This window comes from Rhizobium sp. CFBP 8762, from assembly GCF_014841565.1.
Lineage (GTDB): Bacteria > Pseudomonadota > Alphaproteobacteria > Rhizobiales > Rhizobiaceae > CFBP-8762.
The window spans coordinates 179,642-196,266 of record NZ_JACYUD010000006.1 but is presented as its reverse complement, the minus strand read 5'-3'; the positions used below and the strand labels follow the sequence as shown (position 1 = coordinate 196,266).

General features: G+C 56.2%; 17 protein-coding genes. 11 read left to right on the top strand and 6 right to left on the bottom strand.

Annotated elements, in window-relative coordinates:
- Nucleotides 1-81 precede the first annotated feature (81 nt).
- From IFT84_RS14965 to IFT84_RS14950, 4 genes are all read left to right on the top strand, one after another.
- Nucleotides 82-639, top strand: a complete 558-nt coding sequence (locus IFT84_RS14965; protein WP_192120765.1) for a hypothetical protein — start codon at nt 82-84, stop codon at nt 637-639.
- A gap of 76 nt (nt 640-715) precedes the next feature.
- Nucleotides 716-1,537: an RNA methyltransferase gene (locus IFT84_RS14960; RefSeq protein ID WP_192120764.1), complete on the top strand. Its 822-nt coding sequence runs from the start codon at nt 716-718 to the stop codon at nt 1,535-1,537.
- On the top strand, nt 1,524-2,321 hold the full coding sequence (murI, locus tag IFT84_RS14955; protein WP_192120963.1) for a glutamate racemase: 798 nt from the start codon (nt 1,524-1,526) through the stop codon (nt 2,319-2,321). Before IFT84_RS14960 ends, murI begins: the two co-directional genes overlap by 14 nt.
- A gap of 86 nt (nt 2,322-2,407) precedes the next feature.
- A complete protein-coding gene (locus tag IFT84_RS14950; RefSeq protein WP_192120763.1) occupies nt 2,408-3,919 on the top strand; it encodes an ATP-binding protein in 1,512 nt (503 codons plus the stop codon).
- Between the two features lies 1 nt (nt 3,920).
- On the opposite strand, the gene IFT84_RS14945 is transcribed toward IFT84_RS14950, so the two are convergent.
- Nucleotides 3,921-4,283, bottom strand: a complete 363-nt coding sequence (locus IFT84_RS14945; RefSeq protein ID WP_192120762.1) for a hypothetical protein — start codon at nt 4,281-4,283, stop codon at nt 3,921-3,923.
- Nucleotides 4,284-4,430: 147 nt separating this feature from the next.
- Nucleotides 4,431-6,416 carry an alpha/beta hydrolase family protein gene (locus IFT84_RS14940; RefSeq protein ID WP_192120760.1) on the bottom strand — a complete coding sequence of 662 codons (1,986 nt, stop codon included), beginning with the start codon at nt 6,414-6,416 and terminating at the stop codon, nt 4,431-4,433.
- 270 nt (nt 6,417-6,686) lie between these two features.
- Between IFT84_RS14940 and rpsD the strand changes: the two genes are divergently transcribed.
- From rpsD to IFT84_RS14920, 4 genes are all read left to right on the top strand, one after another.
- Nucleotides 6,687-7,304 (top strand): 30S ribosomal protein S4, encoded by a 618-nt coding sequence (gene rpsD, locus IFT84_RS14935; protein WP_192120757.1) that lies wholly within the window; start codon nt 6,687-6,689, stop codon nt 7,302-7,304.
- A gap of 101 nt (nt 7,305-7,405) precedes the next feature.
- Nucleotides 7,406-8,335 (top strand): glutaminase, encoded by a 930-nt coding sequence (locus IFT84_RS14930; protein WP_342212881.1) that lies wholly within the window; start codon nt 7,406-7,408, stop codon nt 8,333-8,335.
- 147 nt (nt 8,336-8,482) lie between these two features.
- On the top strand, nt 8,483-9,325 hold the full coding sequence (ttcA, locus tag IFT84_RS14925) for a tRNA 2-thiocytidine(32) synthetase TtcA (protein ID WP_244651239.1): 843 nt from the start codon (nt 8,483-8,485) through the stop codon (nt 9,323-9,325).
- Complete coding sequence (locus IFT84_RS14920; protein ID WP_192120751.1) at nt 9,322-10,146, top strand: inositol monophosphatase family protein; 825 nt, start codon at nt 9,322-9,324, stop codon at nt 10,144-10,146. The genes ttcA and IFT84_RS14920 overlap by 4 nt, the downstream gene beginning before the upstream one ends.
- Nucleotides 10,147-10,197: 51 nt before the next feature.
- Here the strand turns inward: IFT84_RS14920 and wrbA are convergent, their stop codons facing one another.
- Nucleotides 10,198-10,797, bottom strand: a complete 600-nt coding sequence (wrbA, locus tag IFT84_RS14915; protein WP_192120749.1) for an NAD(P)H:quinone oxidoreductase type IV — start codon at nt 10,795-10,797, stop codon at nt 10,198-10,200.
- A gap of 166 nt (nt 10,798-10,963) precedes the next feature.
- Here wrbA and IFT84_RS14910 point away from each other — a divergent pair, with 166 nt between their 5' ends.
- The gene (locus IFT84_RS14910) at nt 10,964-11,731 is read left to right on the top strand and encodes a competence/damage-inducible protein A (RefSeq protein ID WP_192120747.1); all 768 of its coding nucleotides are present in this window, start codon (nt 10,964-10,966) and stop codon (nt 11,729-11,731) included.
- 5 nt (nt 11,732-11,736) lie between these two features.
- Here the strand turns inward: IFT84_RS14910 and IFT84_RS14905 are convergent, their stop codons facing one another.
- Nucleotides 11,737-13,191 carry a TrkH family potassium uptake protein gene (locus tag IFT84_RS14905; protein ID WP_192120745.1) on the bottom strand — a complete coding sequence of 485 codons (1,455 nt, stop codon included), beginning with the start codon at nt 13,189-13,191 and terminating at the stop codon, nt 11,737-11,739.
- A gap of 94 nt (nt 13,192-13,285) precedes the next feature.
- Here IFT84_RS14905 and ilvA point away from each other — a divergent pair, with 94 nt between their 5' ends.
- Together ilvA and IFT84_RS14895 are read left to right on the top strand one after the other, a co-directional pair.
- A complete protein-coding gene (gene ilvA / locus IFT84_RS14900; protein ID WP_192120742.1) occupies nt 13,286-14,533 on the top strand; it encodes a threonine ammonia-lyase in 1,248 nt (415 codons plus the stop codon).
- A 29-nt stretch (nt 14,534-14,562) separates the two neighbouring features.
- On the top strand, nt 14,563-14,877 hold the full coding sequence (locus tag IFT84_RS14895; RefSeq protein ID WP_192120740.1) for an HlyU family transcriptional regulator: 315 nt from the start codon (nt 14,563-14,565) through the stop codon (nt 14,875-14,877).
- A gap of 101 nt (nt 14,878-14,978) precedes the next feature.
- On the opposite strand, the gene sseA is transcribed toward IFT84_RS14895, so the two are convergent.
- On the bottom strand, nt 14,979-15,833 hold the full coding sequence (gene sseA, locus IFT84_RS14890; RefSeq protein ID WP_192120738.1) for a 3-mercaptopyruvate sulfurtransferase: 855 nt from the start codon (nt 15,831-15,833) through the stop codon (nt 14,979-14,981).
- A 47-nt stretch (nt 15,834-15,880) separates the two neighbouring features.
- A complete protein-coding gene (locus IFT84_RS14885) occupies nt 15,881-16,624 on the bottom strand; it encodes an alanyl-tRNA editing protein (RefSeq protein WP_192120735.1) in 744 nt (247 codons plus the stop codon).
- Between the last annotated feature and the right edge of the window lies 1 nt (nt 16,625).

Genomic DNA, 16,625 nt, shown 5'->3' with positions numbered 1-16,625 from the left:
ATTTGTCGGTGACACCTGCAATTGCCTGTGTTTTGCCGGAATCCTCATGCTAGTCTCATGTGATAGCGATGGGGGAATGGTATGAAAGCACGTGTGACGGGTGCGATGCTGCTGTTGGTGGCCACGGGGGCTAAGGCTGGCGATGTGCTGGCCCCGGTTCAGGAAATCATGGGTGCCACGCGCCAGTTCTGGAGCGAGCAACCGGGGTCTAATACCGACATTTTTACCGAGGATCGTCTGGCGCGCTTGTACAGCAAGGATTTCGCGGAGAAATATCGCGCTGCTGCGAAATACCCGGCCTATGAGGGTGGGCGCTCTCCGTTTTCTTACGATCCTATCACCAACGTGCAAGATGGTTGTTCGATAGAGGATCTGACGATCGCTACGGAAAGCGAATCTGAGGGTGTCAGCGATGTCGCCGTGCGGTTCAATAACCTGAAATGCTTGGGCGCAGCACCTGAATATGCCGCCCTGAACGAGTTGCATTTTCAGGTGAGGGATGAAGAGGGGCGCACGGTGATCGACGATGTGCTCCACAAAAGCAGCGATGGCAGCATGCGCTCCATGAAAGCGGAACTGGTTGCGTTAGAAAAATCTGGCCGCGAAGGGCAGCGCGCAGCCGATACGGACGCGGAATGAGGTGCCCTGTCAATTTCCTTTAAATCGGCGGAAGGATATGCAAGGAAGCGCGACAGCGCAGCAACAGGACAAGACAATGGCAGGTACAGATAAAAAACGTGCACTTCTCACTGAAGGCCCCGCCATTATTCTCGTTGAGCCGCAATTGGGTGAAAACATCGGCATGGTTGCCCGCGCCATGGCAAATTTCGGCCTGTCGGAACTGCGTCTGGTCAATCCTCGGGATGGCTGGCCGAATGAGAAGGCTGTCTCGGCTGCCAGTAAGGCGGATCACGTGATCAGCGGCGCTGTGGTGTTCGATACGCTTGAAGAAGCAATTGCCGACCTGCATTTCTGTTACGCAACAACGGCGCGGGAGCGATACGGGTTCAAGGCCGTACGCTCGCCGGTGGAAGCCAGTGAGACACTGCGCCAACGATTCAATGCCAATGAAAAAACTGCTATTCTCTTCGGGCGCGAACGCACGGGCTTGAAGAACGAAGAAGTGGCCCTTGCCGATGAGATCGTAACATTCCCTGTCAATCCGGCCTTTGCGTCACTGAACATTGCACAGGCCGTTCTGCTGATGTCGTATGAGTGGATGAAAACGGGCATGGAGAGTGCAAACGCAACGCCGTTTCAGGCGCTGACCCAACGGCCCGCGACGAAAGAGCAGTTGCAAGGGCTGTTCGACCATACGGAGGAGGCTTTGGATGCGCGCGGATATTTCCGCCCTTTGGCAAAGAAGCCGAAAATGGTCGATAATCTTCGTGCAGTGCTGACACGGCCGGGCTTCACGGAAACGGAGATACAGGTCATGCGGGGCATCGTTTCATCGCTTGATCGTTTCAGCCGCAAGGTGCCGAAGGGAAGCGGCGGCCCCTTTGAAGGGGACGATGCGGATGATGACCATGCGTGATCTCAAACCCATTCTGGTATTTGATAGCGGAATTGGGGGCCTTACCGTGCTGCGCGAATTGCGCGTCCTGTTTCCGGAACGTCAGTTCATCTATGTCGCAGATGATGTCGGTTTCCCCTATGGCAACTGGGAGGAGGGCGCCCTCAAAGCTCACGTGTTAGCCCTGTTTACGCGTTTATTGGCACACCATACGCCAGAATTGTGTGTCATTGCCTGCAACACCGCGTTTACCCTGGCCGGAGCGGATTTGCGCGCCGTATTTCCCCACATGCGGTTTGTCGGAACGGTTCCGGCCATAAAGCCCGCAGCAGAGCGCACGCGTTCCGGCCTGGTTTCCGTACTGGCAACACCCGGCACCGTTCGGCGCGCCTATACGCATGATCTCATTCAATCCTTCGCCACCCAGTGTAACGTCACGCTGGTTGGCTCTCAAAATCTTGCACGCATGGCGGAAGCCTACATCCGGGGCGAGGGTATCGATGAAGATGCTGTTCGCGACGAGATCAGCGGCTGCTTTGTCAGCGACGGGAATAAGCGCACCGACATCGTCGTTCTGGCGTGCACCCATTATCCATTCCTGGCCAATCTGTTTCGCAAGCTGGCCCCATGGCCGGTCGATTGGCTGGACCCGGCAGAGGCGATTGCCCGACGCACGCGAAGTCTGGTGGAAGCGGAGGACGGGTTTGAACCGCGCATGGGCAATGACCGGGCCATCTTCACATCCGGCGCTGCTGATTTTTCCACGCGCCGGTTAATGCAGGGGTTTGGCTTATCCACGGAATGATCTGTGGGTTTCCGGGTGAACGGGCGGGCGGGGGCAGCCAATAGGTGCTAAAGACCGCCCATGGACGCAAGACATAAGAGGGTCAGATGAGGGTCGGGATCGACATGGGAGCGGCGCAGGGCGGTGTGCCGGCCACGCTCGATATCGAAGAGTTACTTGCCACACGCCTGCTGGTGCAGGGCAATTCTGGCTCTGGAAAGTCACATCTCTTGCGAAGGTTGCTGGAGCAATCCGCCCCCTGGGTGCAACAGGTGGTGATCGATCCCGAAGGGGACTTTGTCACCCTTTCCGATAAGTTCGGCCATGTCGTTATTGAGGGGGAGCGCTCCGACGCTGAATTGATCGGGATTGCAACGCGTATTCGCCAACACCGTGTCTCCTGCGTTCTGTCGCTGGAGGGGTTGGATATCGAGCAGCAGATGCGCGCGGCAGGCGCATTCCTGAACGGCCTCTTCGATGCTGACCGTGACTACTGGTATCCCGTGCTGGTGGTGGTGGACGAGGCGCAGATGTTTGCGCCCTCCGTTAGTGGCGATGTGTCGGAAGACGCGCGCAAATTGTCTCTGGGTGCGATGACGAACCTGATGTGCCGTGGGCGCAAACGCGGGCTTGCAGGCGTTATCGCCACGCAGCGTTTGGCAAAGCTCGCCAAGAACGTCGCCGCTGAAGCTTCGAATTTTTTGATGGGCCGCACATTTCTGGATATTGATATGGCCCGCGCAGCCGATCTGCTGGGTATGGATCGCCGGACTGCCGAAATGTTTCGTGACCTGAAACGCGGACATTTTGTTGCGTTAGGCCCGGCGCTGTCACGTCGTCCGCTGCCCATCACCATCGGCGCGGTGGAAACCTCTGCCCGTTCATCCAGCCCCATGCTCATGCCGCTTCCCGATGCTGTGGCTGATGTCGAAGACTTGATCTTCACGCCCGACCCGGATGAGATGATGCGACCGTTGGCACGCCGTGCAACACCCGCTCCGCGTCCGACAACTGATATTCTCGCCGAACTGTCCCGTGCGACATCATCCGGACCTTCGGCCCCGGTCGAAACGCGCGTCAGTCAGCCGGACATGAGCCCACAGGAGCGCGAGGAAAAAATTGCATCGGTACTGGCAACGATCCTGCAAAATCCACACTCGGCCTGGCAACCGGACGCGGTTCTCTATCAGGAGTTTTTGATACAGGCGCGCATGCGGCGCATCGCTGGCGCACCGATGTCACTGCCGGAGTTTCGGCGGCAAGTGGCGATCACGCGGTCTGGTGTGGATGAGGTAACCGCAGCCAGCGAGGGCTGGCAAAAGGCGCTGGAGCTATCGAGGTCCGTATCGGACGATCTGCAAAGCGTGTTCCTGCTGCTCGTCAAAGCAGCGCTCGGGGATGAACCCTGCCCATCGGACGCCCGCATCGCACGCGCTTATGGCACACATTCCGTTCGCCGGGCGCGTCGGCTTCTGGGCTATTTCGAGGAGCAGGGGCTGGTGGTGCTTCATGCTGATTTTACCGGCAAGCGCATCGTCGCCTTCCCCGATCTGGATATCAAGACGGCTCCCGGTGATGCCAATGCCGTGGAGGACGATATCGTCCGCGCAGCGGAGTGACTTACACGGTTAATGCGGCCCAGATTGTTGTGGCCATGGTAACGAACCCCACGATGCATGAGAGAAGAACCAGCAGAAGGATCGACAGGACGAGCCCAACCAGCAGCCGATCCCTGACTGTCAGCGGCTTTTTTACCGGACCAACATCGTCCGATGCGGTACTCAGCGCTTTACGTGTCTCGGCAGACCATCCTTCCAACTCGAATTCTCTGGACGCTATCAATCCGGCAAGATGCTTGTGTTTGCTCACCATGCGCGGCAATGCCGACAGAAACTGATCCGGGTTCTTTCTGCTATTGCGAGACAGAAACAAAGCAATCGCCGCGCCGTATTCCGGTTTCCGAGCACCTGATGCAAAGAGCATTCTCCCCGCCTCCAGATCGTCGCGCATTGAGAGCAGCAGTCGGCCATAGTCTTCCATAAGCTCCGGCTCAAAACCCCCTGAACGCAAACGTCCCTGCAACTTTTGCTTGGCCCTCCAGGGTGGTAATGTCTTTTCTCGGGTCACCTATCACTCTATGTATTTCGCGGCTGTTTCGGCCCAACTGTAGCCGCCGTTACGCCCACCGATCTGCTTTGCCAGAAACGTCTCTATCGCCCGGGCACGAATAACCTGGGATTGCCAGCGCGCAACCCCATGGCCCTCTTTTTCGAGATAGAGCGCAGTTACATCCTTGCCGGACGCTTTCAGCGCCCGCTCGAACTCTTCCGTCTGTTCAAAACCAACGATATTGTCTTCCTTGCCAGCAATCAGCAGGAGTGAACCGGTTACATTGCTCGCATGGGTAAGAGGGGATCGGTCAACCATATCACGCAGGTCATCGGCATTTTCGCTATCGCCGTAATACCGTTGTACCTGCTCAACAATCAGTCCCCATGCGGCAGGATTGTTGCGCATTTGATAGGCAATATCGGTCACTGCGTATTCCGCTATCGCAGCCTTGAACAGGCCCGGATCGCGTGTCATCGCAAGGGCCGATACATAACCGCCGAAACTGCCACCCATGACGGCCATATTGTCTTTGTCTGATATCCCTTGCTCCACCAGCCAGTTGGCTGCATCCACAATATCATCCTGAATGGCCTTGCCATACTGGCGAAAGCCCGCCTGCTGGAAGGACTTGCCGTAGCCGATCGATCCACGGAAGTTGACGGACAAAACAGCGTAGCCGCGATTGGCCAGAAAAAGGTCATCAATTTCGGTCGTCCAGATATCCCGCCAAGCAGGACCGCCGTGGACCCGAACCACCGTTGGGAGGTCTTTGCCGTCCGTGCCAGCGGGCAGGGTGAGAAACGCCGGAATGGGCAGTCCATCACGGGCCTTGAAGGTCACCGGTGTCTTGGTTGTCAGATCCTTATTGTATTTGGTCCGCGGTGTGTCAGCCAAACGCTTGGCTGTTTCAGTTTTTATGTCGAGCAGCCAGAAAGCTCCAAATTTCGCATCGGTTGCCGTGAACACCGTCACAAAGCGCCCGTCAGAAGACCGGTCAACAACCGTGAAATCGACCGGACTGCCCTGTGCTTCAACAAGCCTTTTGAAAACCTGGCCGCGTTCACTGAGCGGCTCGATTCGCGGCAACCCGTCGCGCACGACAACAACATCGGGCGAGAAATCAGCGCCGGCAAGGTTCAGGACATCCGTGATATCCACATTCGGATTACTAAAGACGACCGTTTCTTCGGCAGTCTTCATATCAACCTTCACCAAAGCGGACTTGTCTCGGTTGCGATTGCAGAGGGCGTAGACGAAGGTATCGGTTGGTTCGGGCGTGTTCAGTATTGTGAAACTGTCGAGGACATCAACGCGAAGCAGTTCCTTCCACGCTTTGTCTTTTCCGCGTATGAAGTAAATCTGTCCCGTCGGGTTGCCTTTATCGATCCGAATAACCGGTTCCCGCGCCTTGTTGATAAACCAGTCGATGGTTTGCCCATCGTTGCGCACCAACAATTCTTTTCCAGTCCCGTCGTCACGCGTGGTGTACACATCGACTGCAGCGGCCATTCGTTCATTCGTGCTCACGATCTGACGACCGTCTGCGTTGGGGGCTGGTTCTGCAATTCTCCAGAATTGGAAACCTCTCGGGGTGGTGTCTTTTTGTTTATCACGATCGGGCTGATAGGGATCGACACTCCACAATCTGCCATCGCGGTACACCCGTAGAATGTTGTCATGCATCGACCACATGAACCACTCGATGTCGCCATCGTCTATGACAGTGACTTCCGAAAGGTCGCTCGTCTTTACGATCCGAATGACCGGCTTGCCATAATCACTGGCGAAATGGGCAACCATGCTGCCATCGAAGGAGGGTCTGAAATCCCAGACATCGTTCAGGTTCGCATGCAACTCAGAGATCGGAATCAATGGCGGGAGCGGAGCATCTTTCAACACAGTATGCGTTGCAGGGGTTCCTCGTGAAAACCACAGGTAGCTCGTCATGCCTATTGCAAAGAGGCCACTGAGAACGACGACCGCTATCAAAAGGAAGTTCCGCATACATAACACTCCTACTCAAGGAATGTCTAAATTTACAATGATGCTTTTGCAACCGGTAATATCCGCCATTCCAGCGTTGACTTTCCGTGCGTTCCTGCCTAAACACCGCGCAATCGCCGGTGCATGTCGTGCTGGTGGTTTTGACATGTCCCGTGGTCTTTCCGTTAGCGTAATGTGAGAGGTCTGTCAGAGTTCGGCAACGGGCTCAAAGGAGGGCGTGTTTCCTCTCGCCGTGCCATATTGGCCGGCGCAACGTTGAAGGGAAATGCGATGAGCAAGCGCGAATCGTCTAAGTACAAAATTGACCGCCGTATGGGCGAAAATATCTGGGGTCGTCCGAAGTCCCCGGTCAACCGTCGCGAATACGGCCCCGGCCAGCACGGCCAGCGTCGTAAGTCCAAGCTTTCCGACTTCGGTGTGCAGCTGCGCGCCAAGCAGAAGCTGAAAGGCTATTACGGCGATATTCGCGAGAAGCAGTTCCGCGCGATTTTCGCTGAAGCTGACCGTCGCAAGGGCGATACCGGTGAAAACCTGATCGGTTTGCTCGAGTCGCGTCTGGATGCCATCGTCTACCGCGCAAAGTTCGTTCCGACACCCTTTGCTGCCCGTCAGTTCATCAACCACGGCCACGTCAAGGTCAACGGTGTGAAGGTGAACATTGGTTCGTACCGCTGCAAGGCCGGTGACGTCATTGAAATCCGCGAGAAGTCCAAGCAATTGGCTATCGTTCTGGAGTCGGTATCGCTCGCAGAACGTGACGTTCCTGATTACGTCGAAGTCGATCACAACAAGATGGTTGCAACCTACGTCCGCGTTCCTACGCTGGCAGATGTTCCTTACCCGGTCATCATGGAACCAAACCTCGTCGTCGAATTCTACTCGCGTTAATCCGCGTCTCGATGGTTTCGAAAAGCCGCCTTCCGGGCGGCTTTTTGCATTTCAGCGCTCAATTGAATACAAGCCGCGAACCGAATGGCTTGGAGGGTTTCGTGTTCGATTTGCAAGCGATAATAGACGATATCTATCGGGAGTTGGAGCCGCAGCGCGGCTTGGGAAAGGTTGCCGATTACATTCCCCAACTGGCGCGGGTTGATGCAAGACGGTTTGGCCTTGCCATAGTAACCGTCGAGGGGCAGGCCTATGTGGCGGGTGATGCCGATACGGCGTTTTCCATTCAGAGCATTTCCAAGGTCTTCAACCTCACACTTGCACTTGGCAAGTTCGGTGAGGCAATCTGGCGGCGGGTCGGGCGGGAGCCTTCTGGATCGGCCTTCAACTCCATTGTGCAGTTGGAACAGGAGGGCGGCAAGCCCCGCAACCCCTTCATCAATGCAGGCGCCATTGCGGTGACCGATTTGATGCTGGCGGGACATACGCCGCGCGAAGTCATTGGTGAATTCGTCCGGTTCGTTCGCTCGCTGGCCGATGACGAGACCATCGTGATCGACCACGAGGTTGCGGCGTCGGAGGCAGCCACCGGTTTTCGCAATGCGGCCCTTGCCAATTTCATGAAGTCCTTCGGCAAGCTGGATCAGCCGGTCGAGCATGTTCTGGGCGTCTACTTCCACCACTGCGCATTGGCCATGTCCTGCCGTCAGCTAGCAAAATCCGGTCTGTTTCTGGCAAACAATGGTCGCAACCCGATGACAGGGCATTCCGTGGTCTCACCGCAACGGGCCAGACGCATCAATGCGCTGATGCTGACCTGCGGCCACTATGATGGATCAGGTGATTTTGCTTATCAGGTCGGTTTGCCCGGCAAAAGCGGCGTGGGTGGAGGTATCCTCGCGGTCGCTCCCGGTAAAGCGTCAATTGCGGTCTGGTCACCCGGTTTGAACGATAATGGCAACTCCGCACTTGGCAGCAAGGCGTTGGAGATGCTGGCCCAGCGCACGGGCTGGTCGGTTTTCGGGAGCTGACCCATCGCATTTCGCTTGAAATTCAACACCAATACGGGCAAGCCCTCTGCCAAGCGAGGCGAGATTTGATACTTCGCTGCAACTGATCGGACAACCACGATGGACCTTTCCCACGATACCGCCAGCACGCCGATTGATTGGCCGGCAATGCCGGATGCCTTGGCAAGCCCTGAGACACATCCATTGTTTTCCAGAATGCCATCGTCGGTTTCGTTCAACAAGCTGCGCAAACGCCTGCTGCGCCAGACCCGTCAGGCAATCGAAGATTTCGGTATGCTGGGGGGCAATACCAAGCGGTGGCTGGTGGCCTTGTCGGGAGGCAAGGACAGCTACAGCCTGCTGGCGCTGCTGATGGATCTGCAGTGGCGCGGGCATCTGCCGGTCGAATTGGTTGCGTGCAATCTCGATCAGGGCCAGCCAAATTTCCCAAAACATATTTTGCCGGAGTATCTGACGTCGATAGGGGTCAAGCACCGCATTGAATACCGGGATACCTATTCCATCGTGAAGGAGAAGGTGCCAGCGGGCGGAACCTATTGTTCGCTCTGTTCCCGCCTGAGGCGGGGTAACCTCTACCGCATGGCGCGAGAGGAGGGATGTGACGCGCTCGTGCTTGGTCACCACGGCGACGATATTCTGGAAACGTTTTTTATGAACATGTTTCATGGAGGGCGGTTGGCAACGATGCCTGCGAAACTTCTCAATGATGAAGGCGACGTCATGCTGCTGCGCCCATTGGCCTATGCCTGTGAGGATGATCTGGCAAAATTTGCAGCGGCGATGGAATTTCCCATTATACCCTGCGACCTCTGCGGCTCGCAGGACGGGCTTGAGCGCAATGCAATGAAGGCCATGCTGTCCGATATAGAGCGGCGTATGCCTGGCCGGAAAGACACGATGCTGCGGGCGCTATCGCACGTGAATCCATCCCATCTTCTGGACCCCACACTGTTTGACTTCAAAGCCTTAACGACGGAGACCATGCCATGACTGCTGTGTTCGATTTCGCTGCGTTGACGACCGTTCTGAAGGAGGCGGCGCAGGCGGAGATATTGCCGCGCTTCCGGCGTCTGGGTACTGGCGATGTGCGGATGAAGACAGAGGCGATCGATCTGGTCACGGAAGCGGATGAAGAAGCCGAGCGGTTCCTGAAAGCACGCATGGACGCGATTGCACCGGGCGCGCTGTTCATCGGCGAGGAAGCCGTATCGGCCAACCCGTCGCTGTTGGACACAATCTCGGGCGCTGATCTGGTTGTCATTGTCGACCCGATTGACGGAACCTATAATTTCGCGGCCGGCATGCCTTTGTTCGGCGTCATGGCAAGCGTGGTTTACAAAGGTGAGACGGTTGCCGGCATCATCTACGATCCCATGGGGGATGACTGGGTTCTGGCGGAAAAAGGCTCCGGCGCTTTCCGGCAGCGCCCGGATGGGCATCGTGAAGCCATGACAGTGAGCGCCCCCGTTACGCTGGACAATATGGTGGGTGTCGCCAGCACCACGTTTTACAGCGGCGAGGACAAGCGCATGATTCTGTCCAACCTTGCGCAAGTGCGTTTGGCGACCAGCTATCGCTGCGCGGCGCATGAGTACCGGACGTTCGTTGCCGGGTATCTGCATTTCCTGATGTACAATAAGCTGATGCCGTGGGACCATCTGGCCGGCGTGCTGATAGCACAGGAAGCGGGCGGCTATGTTGCTCGGCTAGATGGTTCAGCCTATCTGCCGCACCATGTGGGCGGTGGACTGATCGCCGCGACCGATCCCGACAGTTGGGAAACGCTGCGCGCCAAAATATTTACGATCTGAACCCGGAATAACAAGCCCCGCCGTACTAATGGCGGGGCTTGTTGCTAATTGTTAAGCTGAAAGCTTTGTTGCAATCTGTGCAACATGCGAGCCCTGGAAACGTGCGGCTTCCAGCTCCACTGCGGATGGCTGACGCGAGCCATCGCCATCCGTGATTGTTGTTGCGCCGTAGGGCGTGCCACCCTTGACTTCTTCCAGTCCCATCTGACCTTGGAACGAGTAGGGCAGACCGACGACCACCATGCCGTGGTGCATCAGGGTCGGGATAAAGCCGAGCAGCGTGCTCTCCTGACCGCCATGCTGGGAGGCGGTGGATGTGAAGACAGAACCGACTTTGCCCACAAGCTTGCCTTGTGCCCACAGACCGCCCGTCTGGTCAATGAAGTTGCGCATCTGCGATGCCACGGTGCCATAGCGCGTACCGGCACCAAAAATGATAGCATCGTATTCTGGCAACTCATCAACGGTCGCGATCGGGGCTTCCTGATCCATTTTGTAGTAAGAGGCCTTGGCGACGTCTTCTGGAACCAGTTCCGGAACGCGTTTCACGACTGCTTCCGCTCCGGCGGCGCGAACGCCCTCGGCGACTGCATATGCCATCGTTTCGATGTGCCCGTAAGCGGAATAATACAGTACCAGTACTTTAGCCATGTCTATCTCCCTGGACAGCTCTTGATTGCACCTGTCACTTCCCTGTAGCAAGTTGTGAAAGCCTTGTCTCACGACAGACGGTCAACAGATTGTATCTGGTCGGTTGACAGTGTCGGCCAGATGACAGTGATTCAGAGACAGGCGATCAAGGGAGCAGGGACAGGCGATGAGCGAAACGACAATCACAGCAGCCATGGTTGCCATCGGGGATGAGCTTTTGTCTGGACGGACAAAAGACAAGAATATTGGCCATCTGGCTGATGTCCTCACGCTGGCTGGCATCGATCTGAAAGAGGTTCGGATCGTCTCGGATGATCAGGATGCCATCGTGGAGGCGATCAACACGCTACGCGCCAAGCATCGCTATGTGTTCACCTCCGGCGGCATTGGGCCGACGCATGACGATATTACAGCTGACGCCGTATCAGCGGCCTTTGGCGTGGAATGCCACCATGATGCTGAGGCGATGGAATTGCTGGGAACCATGTATAAAAACCGTGGGTTGGACTTCACCGAAGCACGCCAACGCATGGCGCGGATGCCTGTTGGGGCTACCCATATTCCCAATGCGGTTTCCACGGCGCCCGGGTTCATCGTTGACAATGTTTATGTGATGGCGGGCGTACCACAGGTGTTTCAGGCGATGCTGAATGCCGTTCTGCCATCCTTGGAAACAGGCGCAAAAATGCTCTCCCGCTCTGTCGTGTCTCCCTTTGGTGAAGGTGATATCGGAACATTGCTGGGTGAGGTACAAAAGACCCATGCTGACACCAGCATCGGCTCCTATCCGAAATTCGACGGACAAAGCTTTTCGACGGAGATTGTTGTTCGCGCTCGCGACGAAGCAACACTGGATGCTGCCGTTCAAGCGGTGCAGGATATGCTGACCGCCATCGGCGAGAGCAAAGCCAGCACAGGGCCCGATCTCGGCTAAAGCAATTATTGTTTCCAGAACACTGGCGTAAAAACCACCAGGACTGTCAGCACTTCCAGTCGTCCAAGCAGCATCATGATGGAGAGCAGATACAGCCCTCCATCATTGATCGTCGAGAAGTTCCCGGCGGGGCCGACAACATGGCCGACGCCCGGACCAACATTGGAAAGAGCCGTGATGACAGACGATGTCGCGGTCACAAGATCATAACCCAGTGCGCCCATGGCGAGGCTGCCGAAAACCCAAAGAAAAATGTAGGTCGTGAAAAACAGAAACACGGCGCGCTGTGTATCTGGGTCCACGGTCGTGCGTCCATACCGCACAGCGTAAATCGCGTTTGGGTAAACCAGTCTGTTCAGACCTGATCGTATCGTGTTGAAAAGGATAATAAAACGATAGGCTTTAATACCGCCTGCGGTGGAGCCCGAACATCCGCCCATGAACGACGTGACATAGGCAGCGATGACGACAAACGGCCCCCAGAGCGTGTAATCCTCGCTCATAAATCCACTCGTCGAAAGGATAGAGGTTATATTGAAGAAGGAGTGAGCCAGCGCAATGTGGAACTCCACGCCATTTGCCAACCGGTGATAGGCACCCGTGGCGACGGAAAAAGCGACGAGGTAGGCTAGAAACACGATGATCTGTGGATCACGCAACGCATCCAGCCGTCCGCGCACCATGAAAATAATCAGAATGGAAAACGGCAGACTGCTCAACGTCATGAAGAATGTTGCGGCCCACAGCAACGGGATGCTGTTGTAAAACGCGAACGACGAGTCATGAACCGAAAAGCCGCTGGTTGCGATGGTGGACATGGCGTGGTTCACCGCATCGAAACGGCTCATTCCAAGACTTGCATAGGCGATAAAACACGCCACCGTCATCGTCACGTAAATCAGGATGAAGGCCCGTGTAAAGCTGGAAACCCGGGCAAAAGGCTTATCGTTCGTATCGGATGATTCCATCTTGAAGAACGACAGTCCGCCGACCCGCAGATAGGGCATGACGAACAGGCCAAGCCCGACAATGCCGATGCCGCCCAGCCAACACAGCAGCGAGCGCCAGATGAGAATGCCCGGGGGCGCGTTATCAAGACCGACGATAACCGTGGAACCGGTTGTCGTGATTCCCGAGACCGACTCAAAGAAAGCCTCCGAAAAATCGAGATTGAGCGATGACAACCAGAACGGTATGGCCCCAATGAGAGAGCAGACGAGCCAGAGGATATTGACCAGCAGAAACCCGAAGCGCTTCGAAAACGGCGGTGGGCCCGACCGAGTCGCCATGGCGGTGGCGAGACACAGCCCGCCGGTCATGAAAGCGCTGACGGCAAAGATCTGCCAGTCCCTGTTGCCGTAATAAAGATCTGCCAAGGCCGGGATCAGCATAGCGGCAGACAGATAGAGACCGAAAATCGCAGCAATATACAGCGAATGCCGAATGAGTGTGGCGTTCAACGTCTTGCAATCCTTTGATTGTCGGTGTGGTTTCTTCGCGCCGTTTATGCCATAGCGGTTGGATGTTTTAAACTCAATGGACGAAGTAACTGTTATGAAGAGCCAAGTGAATGAGGCCAAAGAGGCTTTGCGGGAGCTGTTTCCGGCAACACCTTTACAACTGAATGAGCACCTCAGCGCGCGCTACGGTGCCCATATTTACCTCAAGCGCGAGGACCTCACTCCGGTTCGTTCATACAAGATTCGCGGCGCGTTCAACTTCCTGCGCAAGGTTGTGGCGGCGGGTGAAACAGACAAGGTTTTCGTGTGCGCGTCTGCGGGCAATCACGCACAGGGTTTCGCATTCGTTTGTCGACATTTCGGAGTGCAGGGCGTCGTATTCATGCCTGTGACGACCCCGCAGCAGAAGATCGACAAAACCCGGATGTTCGGTGGGGACTTTATAACCATCAAACTTGTGGGTGACTTTTTCGACCAGTGCTATCAGGCGGCCCGCGACTATGTGGAACGTATGGATGGCTACATGGTGCCACCCTTCGACCATGCCGATATCATTGAGGGACAGGCGACCGTCGGTGCTGAAATCATGGAACAACTGCCCGAAGGTGAGGTGATCGACGCCGTGATCATGCCAGTGGGCGGTGGTGGTTTGTCTGCCGGTGTCAGCGGATACCTAAGCGGTATCTTACCGAAAGACGCATTTCTGTTTTGCGAGCCTGCGGGCGCGCCGAGTCTTAAAACCAGTCTGGAAGCGGGCAAGGTTGTGACCCTTGACCGTGTCGACAATTTTGTTGATGGCGCGGCAGTGGCGCGGATCGGGGAACTGAATTTCGAGCGCCTCAGCGGCTTCTCGCCCGAGCAGGTCTTGTTGCTGGAAGAAAACGCCATCTGCGTGACCATCACGGAAATGTTGAATCTCGAAGGCGTCGTTCTGGAGCCCGCTGGGGCACTGTCTCTGGCTGCGCTTGAGAAGCTCGGGCGACCGGCTCTTGAAGGCAAAACCATCGTTGCGGTCGTCTCTGGCGGCAATTTCGATTTCGAGCGGTTGCCGGATGTTAAAGAGCGGGCAATGCGCTATTCCGGCCTCAAGAAATACTTTATTCTGCGGCTTCCTCAGCGTCCCGGTGCGCTCAAGGACTTTCTCACCCTTTTGGGCGAAGAGGATGATATTGCTCGCTTTGAGTACCTGAAAAAGTCTGCTCGCAACTTTGGTTCTATCCTGCTCGGCATTGAAACCAAGCGACCGGAGAATTTCCCGCCGCTGTTCGCGGCGTTCGATGCGGCAGGCATTGGCTATCAGGATATCACCGAAAACGATATTCTCGCCAATCTGATCATTTAAGAAATTCGAAGACTACCGAAGAGGTCAAAATGTCGTTTCTCAAAAAGCTGTTTGGTGGGTTTGGCGGGCAGGCCTCTGAACCTGCGCCTGCAAAGGAACAGAAAGAAGCCTACCGTGATCTGGTAATCGTCGCAAAGCCGGTGCGCGAAGGCGCGCAGTTCCGGCTGGCCGGCCGTATCGAGCAAGGCGCAGAGAATGCTACCCGCTCAAGAACTTTTGTCCGCGCCGACCTGTTCACATCCGAAAGCGATGCCATTGATGCTGCCCTGCGCAAGGGCAAGCAAATCATCAACGAGCAGGGCAACGGCCTGTTCAAGGACGAGGCCGAAACACGAAACGTTTAGAGCATCTCCAATAAAAGCGGAAACGCTTTTACGTCTGGATACTGCTCTAACCTTGTTAGGGAACGTGCTGGTGGCTTGGCACGACCAGCACGTTCCCGAAATCACGCCTTGCCGGTAACGACCGGCGTATCGTCGCGTGAACCCCACTCGGCCCACGATCCATCATACAGCGTATTGTCTGCATGGCCCACGGATTGCAAAGCCAGCGTGATAACGGCTGCTGTTACGCCGGAGCCGCAGCTGGTAACAACGGGACGGTCAAGATCAATACCGGCTGCTAGAAGTGTTTCGTGCAAGGCTTCTATCGACTTCAGTCGCCCGTTTTCAGCCAGCGCAGCAATCGGCAGATTTTTTGCCCCGGGCATATGGCCGGAGCGCATACCGGCGCGCGGCTCGGCTTCTGCACCGGTAAATCGTCCGGCACCGCGCGCATCGGCAATCTGGGCTGAACCGGTCTCCACCGTTGAGCGCATTTCACCAAATGTCGTAATGGCATCGGCGTTGAACACGGGCGCAAAGATGGTGGCCTGCGGCTCCGTGGGTTCATTGGTCAAAGGACGCCCCTCGGCTTTCCAGCCATCCAGCCCGCCGTCCAGAACATAGACCTTCGTGGCGCCCATCACACGGAACAGCCACCAGACACGGGCAGAGCTGAACAGGCCGGGGCCGTCATAAACGACAATCGAAGCATCAATGCTGATTCCCATCTGGCCGACATGGGCAGCAAAAACGTCGGGCGAGGGAACGGTATGCGGCAGGCCGGAGGTGTGATCAGCTATCTCATCCTGATCGAAAAATACGGCCCCTGGAATATGGCCAGCTTCATACTCTGCCTTGCCATTTCGGTTATGCTGGGGGAGATACCAGGACGCATCCACAATCTTCACTGTCTGGTCGGTCAGGCGTTCCTGCAACCAGTCGGCGCTCACAATGAAACGGCTTGTTGTGTCTGTCATTTGAATTCCCTTTCTGAAAAACCGCTGTAGCTTTGGCGCGACATGCGTCAGGCAGTCGAAGGTTCGGCTGCGCCGAAGCGAATGCGAAACCGGCGGTTTTCCTTGCCCTTCTTCTCGATCTTGCTGATGTGAATCAGACCCACATCCTGTGTTTGCGCCACATGGGTGCCACCGCAGGGCTGGCTGTCGATGCTGGCATCTTTGCCGATACACACAAGCCGCACGCGCCCGAGACCCATAGGTGGCCGAACGTTCTTTGATTTTACCATGCCGGGATTGGACTGCAATTCTTCATCGCTGATCCAGACACCATAGACAGGATGATTGGCTGAGATGAGTTCCATCAGTCGAGCGGTCACCTCGTCCTTTGATGCACTCTGACCGGTCATATCAAAATCGACGCGGCTCTCTTCCACGCCAACGGCGGCACCGGTTATTGGAAAGGGACATACCACCGAGAGCAGGTGACAAGCCGTGTGCATTCGCATCAGGTTGAAACGCCGTTGCCAGTCAATATGCAGGGTTACCCGTTCACCAAAATCAAGCTGGGCGCTTCCGGGTGCAGGCACATGCAGGATGATATCCTTCGTTTCTCCATGAACCGTGCCTTCAATGACGATGCGTTCGCCGGACGCTCGCTCCAGATAGCCGGTATCGCCGGGTTGACCGCCCGATGTGGCATAAAAGCAGGTTCGGTCCACCTCGATACGCCCGTCGTTATGCACAGCCGTTACGGTGGCGTCGCAGCTGGATGCCGCCCAATCATCCCGGAATAATGCGTCAACAGCCATC